The 12094-nt window shown below is 36.5% G+C and carries 8 protein-coding genes; 6 read left to right on the forward strand and 2 right to left on the reverse strand.

The features are described 5' to 3' along the window. Nucleotides 1-3: 3 nt before the first annotated feature. The 6 genes from DRF65_RS06575 (at nucleotide 4) to DRF65_RS06600 (ending at nucleotide 10361) form a co-directional block, all read left to right on the forward strand. Nucleotides 4-258, forward strand: coding sequence for an acyl carrier protein (locus tag DRF65_RS06575; RefSeq protein WP_047377388.1), 255 nt, complete (start codon nucleotides 4-6; stop codon nucleotides 256-258). Between the two features lie 102 nt (nucleotides 259-360). Then, the gene (locus DRF65_RS06580; RefSeq protein ID WP_115969952.1) at nucleotides 361-1245 is read left to right on the forward strand and encodes an LpxL/LpxP family acyltransferase; all 885 of its coding nucleotides are present in this window, start codon (nucleotides 361-363) and stop codon (nucleotides 1243-1245) included. 177 nt (nucleotides 1246-1422) lie between these two features. After that, nucleotides 1423-2940, forward strand: a complete 1518-nt coding sequence (locus DRF65_RS06585) for a phytoene desaturase family protein (protein ID WP_115969954.1) — start codon at nucleotides 1423-1425, stop codon at nucleotides 2938-2940. Nucleotides 2941-2952: 12 nt separating this feature from the next. Next, a complete protein-coding gene (locus tag DRF65_RS06590; RefSeq protein ID WP_228438554.1) occupies nucleotides 2953-4644 on the forward strand; it encodes a C45 family autoproteolytic acyltransferase/hydolase in 1692 nt (563 codons plus the stop codon). A gap of 217 nt (nucleotides 4645-4861) precedes the next feature. Further along, on the forward strand, nucleotides 4862-7510 hold the full coding sequence (locus DRF65_RS06595) for a T9SS-dependent M36 family metallopeptidase (RefSeq protein WP_115969955.1): 2649 nt from the start codon (nucleotides 4862-4864) through the stop codon (nucleotides 7508-7510). 193 nt (nucleotides 7511-7703) lie between these two features. Further along, nucleotides 7704-10361, forward strand: coding sequence for a T9SS-dependent M36 family metallopeptidase (locus tag DRF65_RS06600; RefSeq protein ID WP_115969957.1), 2658 nt, complete (start codon nucleotides 7704-7706; stop codon nucleotides 10359-10361). A gap of 79 nt (nucleotides 10362-10440) precedes the next feature. Here the strand turns inward: DRF65_RS06600 and DRF65_RS06605 are convergent, their stop codons facing one another. Both DRF65_RS06605 and DRF65_RS06610 read right to left on the reverse strand, forming a co-directional pair. Continuing rightward, entirely contained in the window at nucleotides 10441-11613 is a 1173-nt protein-coding gene (locus tag DRF65_RS06605) for a DUF2062 domain-containing protein (protein ID WP_115969959.1), read from the reverse strand. 4 nt (nucleotides 11614-11617) lie between these two features. Next, on the reverse strand, nucleotides 11618-12094 hold the full coding sequence (locus DRF65_RS06610) for a hypothetical protein (RefSeq protein WP_115969961.1): 477 nt from the start codon (nucleotides 12092-12094) through the stop codon (nucleotides 11618-11620).

Raw genomic sequence — 12094 nt, forward strand, 5'->3', positions numbered from 1 at the left:
AACATGGAAAGGGAAAAAATTGTTGCTATTGTTAATGATTTTCTGGTTAACGAATTTGAAGTTGACGGAGATGAAATCAGTAATGATGCCAACCTTAAAAATACACTGGGGCTAGACAGTTTAGACTATATTGACATGGTCGTAGTAATCGAATCCAATTTCGGAGTGAAATTAGGAGAAGCAGACTTCAAGAAAATGGTGACATTTGATGATTTCTACACAACGATTGAAAATAAGATCGCTGAAAAAAACGCATAGTTATTAAGTAATCTATATTCCTTACAATGTACCAATGTAATAATAGAAGAGGATACTCAGAGATATTATTACATTGGTACACTCTTATATTGGTAAATTGTTATGAACAAATGGAAAGGTAAATCTAAAGGGACGGTTCTCGGTTACAGGATATTCGTCTGGTGTATTAGAAATATCGGAATCAGAAGTTCATATTGGGTACTATACTTTGTGGCTGCTTATTATGTTCTATTCCAAAAAAAAAGCAACCAATACATTCTAAACTATTTTCAGAAAAGGCTGAATTACAGTTACTGGAAAGCTAAACGTTCAATTTTCAAAAGCTATTTCACTTTTGGGCAGGTTCTGATCGATAAAACGGCTATTTCCGCAGGGTTGAGAGAAAAGTATACCTATGAATTTGATGGGATTGAAAATCTGAGAGATCTTTTGGCAGCCAAAAAAGGAGGAGTTCTGATCAGTGCCCATATTGGCAACTTTGAGGTAGCAGAGCATTTCTTTGCAGACATCGATTTTGACTGTCAGATCAATCTGGTGACAACAGATCAGGAAGTAACCGTGATCAAGGAATACCTGGAAAGTGTTTCTGTTAAAAAGAGTAATATCAAGTTTATTTATGTAAAAGAAGATATGTCGCATATCTTTGAGATCAATCAGGCTTTGTCCAATAATGAGCTGATCTGCTTTACAGGTGACCGTTATTTTGAAGGTTCAAAATTTCTGGAAGCCGATTTACTGGGGAAAAGCGCCAAGTTTCCGGCAGGCCCGTTTCTTATTGCATCCCGATTGGGAGTACCTGTGGTATATGTCTATGTGATGAAGGAAAACAATCTTCATTACCATCTGTATGCAAGAGTAGCAAAGAATATTAAAAACCGGGATTCTCAGGGACTTCTGCAATCTTATGTTCAGAATCTTGAAACGATGGTGAAAAAATATCCGCTCCAATGGTTTAATTATTTTGACTTTTGGGATGATATTGATTAATTTTTCTATTTTTATTCCTTCAAAAACTAATAAAAAAACCGGAACCTATTAAAATCTATTAAGAACCTGAATTTTTAAAAGGATATTGTTCAAATAGGACTTTCCTGTTTAGAAATGACAAAATAATATCTGAATTTCTTAATTTTCCAATCTCTAATTTAAAAAGCACATTCTCCTTTGAAAAAAGAATATGACATACTTGTTATCGGCAGTGGATTGGGAGGTCTTGTTTCGGCTCTTATTTTGGCGAAAGAAGGCCTGAAAGTTTGCGTGCTGGAGAAAAATAACCAGTATGGCGGAAATCTGCAGACTTTTTCAAGGGATAAACTTATTTTTGATACTGGTGTCCATTATTTGGGAGGTCTTTCAGAAGGGCAGAATCTAAACCGTTTTTTCTCTTATCTGGAGATTATGGATGAACTGGAGCTGCAGAAGATGGATGAAGATGGATATGATAGAATTTCCTTTGGAGATGGTACGGTTGAATATCCACATGCCCAGGGGTATCAGAATTTTGTAGAGCAATTATCCGCTTATTTTCCCGATGAAAAAGAAAATCTTGAAAACTATTGTGAAGAGATCCAGTATGTATGCAGTCAGTTTCCGAGATATCATGTGGTGGGAAAGGAAAATTACAATGAAGAAATCCTGCATTTAAATACCAAGAGGTTTATAGAATCCGTAACACAGAATAAGACCCTTCAATCCGTTTTATTAGGTTCTAATTTTCTGTATGCAGGGGATTCTGAAAACATTCCGTTTTACATTCATGCTTTAACGGTAAATTCCTATATGCAAAGCGCTTATAAATGTGTGAAAGGAGGAAGTCAGATCTCTAAGCTATTGATCAGGAAGCTTCGGCAATATGGCGCTGAAGTTCACAAGCATTCAGAAGTTTCCGGGTTTATTTTTAATGAAAATAATATACTGACATCTGTAAAAACAAAGACGGGAAAAGAATATACTGCCAAGCAGTTTATATCAAATATTGAAATACATTCTACTATTAAATTAATTGGAGATGAAAGACTGAAAAAATCTTTCCTGAACAGGGTTTTAAGTTGGCAGCCGGTTTCATCCTGCTTCAGCGTTTACCTTGTTTTACATCCTCAGTGTTTACCGAATTTTAATTATAATATTTATCATTATTCAACAGAAGAACAGGTCTGGAATGCCTACCGCTATAATAAAGAAAGCTGGCCGGAAACCTATATGCTGTCATCCACCCCTTCAAAGCATCATCCTGAGTTTGCAGAAAGTCTGACTGCGATTTCTTATATGGATTTTGATGAGGTTAAACAATGGGAAAGTACAGTAAATACAGTAACAGATGAGCATGAAAGAGGAGAGCAGTATGAAAAGTTCAAGCTGGTAAAGATTGAGAAAATGCTTAATGCCCTCGAAAAGAAGATTCCTAATCTGAGACATGCCATTAAACGGATATATACCTCTTCACCTTTATCATATCGCGACTATATCGGAAGCTTTGAAGGAAATATGTACGGTTACATGAAAAACTCTGATAATCCACTTAAAACAATGGTCTCTCCCCGTACAAAAATTGACAATCTGTTTCTGACAGGTCAATCTGTAAATATGCATGGAGTTCTGGGGGTAACTATAGGCGCATTTAATACCTGTGCCGAAATTCTTGGGAAAGAAACTATTGACAGCCGCTTGGATTCAATGACTTAATAAAAACCAACAGTGAAAAAAGCTAATATCCAATATCTGTCATATAAAAGGGTCCTTATTTACTTCCTTTTTTCTTTTCTCCTTATTTCATGTGGAGTATCAAAATCTGTAAATCATATTCCTGATGTAAAACAATATGCTCTGGAAATTCCTAAGGTTCATAGGATTAATGATAGTACCTTTAGCTATAATCAAAATTTCCTCACCAAAAATAAACAGCAGCTTTGGGAACTTTATATTAAAGGAAACCCTTTGCAGCTAGGCTATAATAATGGTGCATTAACCCAGGATCTGATGCAGAAACAGGAAGGTATTTTCTTTTCCAAAGTAGAGGGCTTTGTTCCCTCAAAGTTTAAACAGAAACTTTTAAATGCTTTCTTAAAGTGGTATAACCGTAAAATGTATCTCAATGTAAGAGAAGATTATCAGGCAGAATTATTGGGATTGTCACAATATTCATCAGATAAGTATGATTTTATAGCACCAAAGTATTTGAGAAATCTTTATCTGCACGGAGCTCATGATATAGGACATGCGATGCAGGATCTGGCGATGGTTGGCTGTACTTCTTTGGCTGTTTGGAACGAAAATACGGAAGATGGTGACATGCTGATTGGAAGAAACTTTGATTTCTATGTAGGAGATGACTTTGCCAGAAATAAATTGGTAGAGTTCGTAGAGTCGGAAGACGGAATTCCTTATATGTCTGTAAGCTGGCCGGGAATGATTGGAGTAGTTTCCGGGATGAACAAAGAAGGAGTTACAGTAACGATCAATGCCGGAAAATCCAGAATTCCTTTGACTGCAAAGACACCAATTTCGCTGGTCACAAGAGAAATATTACAATACGCTAAAAATATTGAAGAAGCCATCGCTATTGCCAGGAAAAGGAATGTTTTTGTCTCAGAATCAATCTTAGTGGGAAGTGCTCATGACAAAAATGCAGTAATCATTGAAGTTTCACCGAAAAATTTCGGAGTGTACAGGATTCAGAATACAAGTAAAGTATTTTGTACAAATCATTTTCAGTCTGATGTGTATAAAGATGATGTAAGAAATCAGAAACAGATTGAAGAAAGTCATTCCGCCTATCGCTATGAAAAGCTTCAGGAACTTTTGCAGGAAGAGAAAAAATTAAATCCTGAGAAAATGGCTTCCATCTTAAGAAACCGTTCAGGGATAAAGGATAAAAGCATCGGCAATGGAAACGAAAAGGCATTAAACCAGCTCCTGGCTCATCATGCTGTTATTTTCTCACCCGAAAAGAAGCTGGCCTGGGTATCTTCCAATCCTTATCAACTGGGAGAATTTGTATGCTATGATCTCAATGAAATATTTTCCGGAAAGGGTTTACAACGTAATGATTTTTCAAAATCACAGCTGAATATTGGCAGAGATCCTTTTGCTGACTCACAGGAGTTTAAGAATTATGAAGAATACAGACATTTAAGTTTAAAGATCAGTAATGCTATTCATCAAAAAGAAGAACTTACAGACGGTTTTTTTGCTCATTATACATCTTTAAATCCTGATTTTTGGAAAGGATATTTCTTAGTTGGTAAATATTATTATCACAAAAGAGAATATTTAAAAGCAAAAATTCAGTTTGAAAAGACTCTTACCAAAGAAATAACCACCGTTCCTGATCAGAAATCAGTTGAAAAATATCTTAATAAAACGGATAAAAAATTCAAAAAGTATTAGAAATTGTTTAAACAATTGATTGATTTTTATTTATTTAATCATTTTTTGTTTAGTGGCAAAAGTGTATAAAAAACTAATTTGTCATGTGTTTTAACGAAAAAATTAAACTATACTTTGTTTACTGACTCTATTATTTGATTGTTTTTTTGAATACATTAACATTGTGTTGCGTTTTTTGTTGTGAATTTATAAGTTCGTTGCAATAAAAACGTGTAATATGATAAAAATTAAATTCTCTGTTAAATTCCTGCTTCTTTCTTCCTTTTTCAGTGCAGGGATGGTTTTCGCTCAAAATCAGGAGCAGGTTATAAAAGACTATATGAGTTCTTCAAAAGGACAGTTTCAAAGAATGAACTCTGACCTGAAATCTTTTAAAATTGTCAATATCGATCATTCAGAAAGCTTAAAAGGAGATGTTGTAGGAATACAGCAAACGATCAATGGAATCCCTGTATTCGGTAGCTCTGCCAATGTTCTGATAAGGGAAGACAAAGTATTAAGCTTTTCAGATACCTTTATAAAAATTTCACCAGCTTCGGTTAAAGGTAAAGAAACACCGAATAAGGAATCTCTGATTGCAGGTGCTATTGAAAAGCTCAATGGAAATACAGCTGCTAAAAACAAAAATGGAAAAGAAGATACTATTAAGTCAACTACTGTTTATTTTGCAAAAAATGGGACTCTGATTCTTGGATATGAATTTTATATTGAAGAAAAAGAATCCAATAATACCTTGATGGTGATTATCAGTGCTGAAGATGGTTCTGTCTTATACAAGGAAAACCTTACCATTTCCTGTAATTTCCATTCAGAAGCTTATGAGCATTCTCATGCAGAACATTCAACGCAAAACCTATTTCCACAATTACAGCATACAATGCCGCAGGGTACCAACTTTGTTTTAGCTCCGGATAATGCTTCCTATAATGTATTTCCTTTACCTGTGGAAGCTCCCACTTTTGGAAGCAGATCATTGATTACGAATCCATGGGATTTGGTAGCCTCACCGGAAGGGTGGCATTCTGATGGAACCACTCACTATACAAACACAAGAGGAAATAATGTGTATGCCTATACAGATGAAAATGCTACCAATATTCCCCAGTTTTCCCCTGATGGTGGAGCTGCCAGAGCTTTTGATTTTCCATTGGATATAACATTGCCACCACAAAATTATACATCTGCATCAGTCACTAACTTATTTTATCTGAATAATAAGATTCATGATGTATTTTATAAGTTTGGATTTACAGAATCTGCTAAAAATTTTCAAACCAATAACTTTGGAAACGGAGGTTCTGGAAATGATGCTGTATTAGCTGAGGCGAGAGATGGCAAAGGATATAATAATGCTAATTTTGCAACGCCTAACGATGGTTTTGCACCAAGAATGCAAATGTATTTGTATGAACCTAAAAATATGCAGAACCTTTTTTATAATTCACCTGCCGCATTTGTATCAAGGACTCCTACTACTAGAACAGCCGTATTTGGCCCGGCATTAACATCAACAGGAGTTACCGCTGATATTGCTGTTACTACACCTATTGATGGATGTACTGCCATTTCGGAAGATCTTACTGGGAAAATAGCTTTGATACAACGAGGTGGGGCTAATAATTGTGGTTTTGCCCTAAAAGTTAAAAATGCTCAGTTAAAAGGAGCTGTAGGAGCGATTGTTTATAATGCGCCAACTTCTGCAATTCTTACTGGTCAAATGGGAGGAACAGATGCTACAATTACGATTCCATCGGTTAACATAGAAAATGCTGAGGGGACTACCATTATCAATCAACTTACATCTACAGCAGTCAACGCAACATTGAAGTATGATAAACTCAATTATATCTATAAGGACGGAAGTTTAGACAACGGTATTGTTATCCACGAATATGGACATGGTATTTCTTCGCGTCTTACCGGGACAAGTGTCGGGTGTTTAAATTATACAAATGATAATGAACAAATGGGCGAGGGATGGTCAGATTTCTTTGCTTTAATGTTAACTAACAGACCTGGTGATAACGCTTCTGTACCAAGAGGTATGGGAACTTTTGCTGAAGGAGATCCTACAGATGCTGTTGGAATAAGACCTAAGAGATATTCTCCGGACTTCACAATCAATGATTATACATATGGTAAAACCAACGGAATGAAATATAACGATACTGAAACCGATGGAACTCAGATTACCCGGGTTAATTCTCATAGTGTGGGGTTTGTATGGGCTACTATGCTTTGGGATCTTCATAGGAATTATGTTGAAAAATATGGGTATAGCAGCAATGTTTTGGATAATCCTAACAGTGGAAGTGCAAGGGTATTGCAGCTTGTTGTAGATGCTTTGAAATTGCAACCATGTCTTCCTACTTTTGTAACAGGCAGAAATGCAATCTTAGCTGCCGAGCAGGCAAAGACAGAAGGAGCAGATAAATGTATGATCTGGAAAACATTTGCAAAAAGAGGATTGGGGGTCAATGCAGCTCCGGGTGGGTTGAAAGGAAGATGGTTGGGACATGATCAGGCAACACCGGATTTAAGTGACCAGGTAGAAGACTTTACAGTTCCAGCTGAATGTGCTACATTAGCAGTAAGTGAAGCCGCAGAAAATACAAAAGGAATTTCTATCTATCCGAACCCTGTGAAAAATGAGTTTACGATAAAAACTCCTTCAGGAATTAATTTATCAGGAATTACCACCGTGTCTATCTATGATTTGACAGGGAAGCTTATTTCCCAGGAAAATATTAATCTTAACAGGCAGACAACAGTTAATGCTAATCATCTGATCAACGGAGTGTATATTGTGAAGATTAAAAATAATTCTTCAATCGACTATAGCCAAAAGATCATTGTTTCTAAATAGAAATTTTTAAATAAATAAGTGTAATGCTCTGGAATAGCTTCCAGAGCATTTTTTTTTCAATAATCGTTTTGTTTTTATGGTGTTTTGTGAATAAATATTCACTTTTTTTTAATTTTTATAATAAAATATGTAACATTTTTGTTTATTTCCCTACTAACCGAATTGGATATTAATTTTTGTTAAAAGAAAACTTATGAAGAAAATTCGACTTAGTGTTAAGCTATTGTTATTTTGTTCTCTTTTCAGTGCAGGGATTGTCTCTGCTCAAAAGTATGAACAAGTCATTAGAGATTATGTGAACTCTGCAGGATCTTTTCAAAGATCTAATTCTGAGTTAAAAGGTTTTAAAATTATCAACATAGACCCTTCAACAAGTTTAAAGGGAGATGTGGTAGGAATACAGCAAACCATTGATGGTATTCCGGTATTTGGTAGCTCTGCCAATGTTTTGATCAGAGATGGAAAAGTATTGAGTTTTGCTGATACATTTATTAAAACCTATCCTAATACCATTAAAGGGAAGGAAAGTGGCAGAAAAGATGCATTGGTTGCTCAAACTGTTAAAAGATTGAACGGTTTATCCACATCTAAGAATATTGATGGTCATGATGAACCGATAAAAACGAACACCGTTTATTTTGCAAAGGGAGGAGATTTCATCCTTGGTTATCAGTTTAATATTGAAGAAAAAGGAACCAGCAATGTATGGAATACTATTGTAAGCACCGAGGATGGTTCTATTCTATATCAGGAAAATACAACACTTTCCTGTGATTTTCACCCTGGAACTTACGAAAGATCTGCTGGAGAATTGTTAACAGGCCTGAATATTGAGCCTTCTGCTCTTCCTAATAATTTAGAAGTGGCAGACTTACATAAGAATACAAATTTTGTTCTATCTCCGGATAACGCTTCTTATAATGTTTTTGCATTTCCTGTAGAGGCCCCATCATTTGGAAGCAGAACACTGCTTACCAATCCTTGGGATCTGACAGCTTCACCTGAAGGCTGGCATTCTGACGGTACTACAAGCTATACCATAACAAGAGGAAATAATGCCTTTGCATATACTGATGAGGCTAATACCAATGTTGCACAATTCTCTCCCGATGGTGGTGCAAACAGAGTTTTTGATTTTCCTTTGGATGTGACACAAATGCAGCAAGCCTATACCTCGGCAGCTGTAACCAATTTATTCTATACAACGAATAAAATGCATGATGTGTTTTATAAATTCGGATTTACAGAATCTGCGAGGAACTATCAAAAAAATAATTTTGGAAAAGGCGGCGTAGAGAATGACCCTGTTCTTGCTGAATCAAGAGATGGAAGTGGTCTTAATAATGCTAATTTTAATCCTGGTGCTGATGGAACAAGCGGAAGAATGCAAATGTTCCTTTTTGTACCTAACGATGCAAGATATCTTTATTATAATGCTCCGTCAAATTATGTAGCAAGAGCTCCAAAAGCAGGAACTGCTAATTTCGGTCCACAACTTATTGGAGGAACTCCTGTCACAGGAGATCTGGCTCTTCCAACACCAGCTGATGCATGTACTGCTGTTGCTGCCGGAAGTCTTACCGGGAAAATAGCGGTATTAAATGCAGCAGGGCCTACAGGATGTGGTTTTGCTCTTAAAACCAAGAATCTTCAAAATGCCGGAGCTGTAGGAGTTATACAGTATCATCCGAATAGTGATATCCCAGTAGGACTTGGAGGAACAGATACTACGATTACCATTCCTACAATTATGGTTGGTAAATCAGAAGGAGAGTTCCTTGTAAGTGAATTAACCAATGGTGTTGTTGCAAATGCTACATTAAAAACTGAGGCTGTTTATAGAGATGCCAGCTTAGATAATGGTATTATAAGCCATGAGTATGGGCACGGGATTTCTAATCGTCTTACCGGAACAGGAAGCTCTTGTTTATCCTACATCACATCTAATGAGCAAATGGGAGAAGGTTGGTCTGATTTCTTTGCTTTAATGCTGACTACCAGACCGGGAGATAATGCCTCTATTGCCAGAGGAATAGGAACTTTTGCTTCAGGAGAAGCCGCAACAGGAGCAGGAATTAGACCAGCAAAATATTCACCTGATTTTGGCGTAAATAATTTTACTTATGGTAGAACCAATGGAATGAAAGTAAATGCATCTATATCAGGAATTGCAGTTACTGTACCTGATGTTCACAGTATTGGTTTTATCTGGGCTTCAATGCTTTGGGATCTTAACTGGAAGTATGTAGAAAAATACGGTTATAGCAGTAATGTTTTGGATAATCCTAACAGCGGGAGTGCAAAAATTTTACAGCTGGTAATGGATGCTCTTAAATTACAGCCGTGTAATCCTACATTTGCACAGGGAAGAGATGCTATTCTTGCCGCTGATCAAGCTTCTACTAATGGAGAAAATAAGTGTATGATCTGGAAGACATTCGCTAAAAGAGGATTAGGGGTGAATGCAGCAGCAGGACAGCTTAATGGTTTGGCCTTTGGGTCAAATCAGCCTTTACCAGGAATGAGTGACCAGGTAGAAGACTTTACAGTTCCGGCTGAATGTGCTACATTGGCCGTAAGTGAAGCTGCAGAAAATACAAAAGGAATTTCTATCTATCCGAACCCTGTGAAAAATGAGTTTACGATTAAGACACCTTCAGGAATGAACTTATCAGGAATTACCACCGTATCCATCTATGATTTTACCGGAAAGTTAATTTCTCAGGAAAGTATCAATCTTAACAGGCAAACGACAGTTAATGCAAGTAATCTGATCAACGGGACCTATATTGTAAAGATTAAGAACAATTCTTCAATCGACTATAGCCAAAAGATCATTGTTTCCAAATAGAAACATTAAAATAAATAAGTGTAAAAGCTTCGGGATTTTTTCCGGAGCTTTTCTTTTTAGTTATAATATCAGAGCGGGTTTAATTATTTTCAGGGTTAAGCTTATTCAGAAAAAGAAAGGTGCTTATTCCCGTAATAGCAGATAATGTGGTACTCAGGATAAAGCTTCCGATCACATATTGAAGCAGATTATTCTTGATCAGCTCAAAATTAAGATCCTGGCTAAGGAAATTACTGTCTCCATGTACAAATGGAGCACCCAGAAATAAGGAGGCTGCAATGATGAAAGGAATAAAAGGAGGTAAACTCACATTGGATGCCACAAAGGCAAGCACTTTATTCAGCTTAAAAAGAACGGATAAGCTGATGACAAGCAGGGTCTGGAATCCCCAAAAAGGAGAAAGACCGATAAAGACTCCAAGTGCAATGGAAAATGCTTTTGTCCGGTTGCTTCCGTCACTTTCCAGTACATCTTCCTTTATGAATCTTTTAAAGCTTTTTTTTTTAAAATTATTCACAAAGTTTCTCGGAATAATGTAGAAAAGGGTAATGGTCACCAAAATTGTGTTCAGAATACTGATTCTGGTGAAATCCTTGAATGGTCTGAAATGAGAAACGCGTTCTGCAGGATCATACAATACTTTTATCGGAATATTTTTTACAGGAACATGCCTCCAGGCAGTTCTTACAATGATCTCAATTTCAAATTCAAACTTAGGGGTAAAATATTTCTTTGGAATTTTATGTAAAGGGTAAAGTCTGTAACCGGACTGAGTATCTTCCAGCCTGATTCCGGTTTCAAACCAGAACCAAAAATTAGAAAACCGGTTTCCGAAGCTGCTCTTTTTTGGAATTCCGTCCTGAGACATATTCCTGTTTCCAATCAGAAGAACATCTTTATCCTCCTGAAGAAGAGCTTCTACAAATACCGGGATATCATCCGGGTAATGTTGTCCATCGGAATCAATGGTTATAGCGTGATTATATCCCAGTTCCTTTGCCTTTCTGAAGCCTGTTTTAAGTCCGTTTCCTTTTCCTTTATTCTGTGGTAAGGAAATGACTGTGATCTGAGGATATCGGTTCAGAATCTGAAGGGTGGAGTCTGTGGAACCATCATTGACCACAATAATACTTTCGGTGTAATTTAAAACACCGTCAATTACCCTTTTCAGAGTCTTTTCATTATTGTAGGTAGGTATTAAAACGCAGATCTTCCTTTCAGAAATTGCATTTTGTATTTCAGCAAGGGACATTGTTCTATTTTAAAGTGGCTCTTTCTGCCTCGGTAATGGTTTTAGACTGCCCTGCAAACCTTTTGATATAGTTTTTCAAAGCAGCATTCTGTTTACTGTAATTATTCAGGAGGAATGCTTTATCATCTTTTAAGCTTCCTCTGTATCCCACAATTTTAGGAATGTTTTCCTGAACACTTAATCTGATCAGACGAAGTTCTGCATTATTAGGATTACTTTTGATAATGCCCTCAAGGTTGGTGGCACCTGTTTTTACAAGCGCTTTTCTGTTTCCTTTGGATACTTTGGCTTCCATGATTTTGGCCGCTGCTTTATATCCTAAAGTTACAGGATCAGAACCGGATTGTTTTTCTGCAGCTTCAATAAAGTTTGTTGTATTAGTGCTGGAGTCATTAGCCTTGGCATAGCTGTTTCTCAGTGTTTCAAGGTCAGACTGAAAGAAGAATAAAAATGCCGCTACGAAGGATAAAATAAGTTTCAT

This window comes from Chryseobacterium pennae (genome assembly GCF_003385515.1).
GTDB lineage: Bacteria > Bacteroidota > Bacteroidia > Flavobacteriales > Weeksellaceae > Chryseobacterium > Chryseobacterium pennae.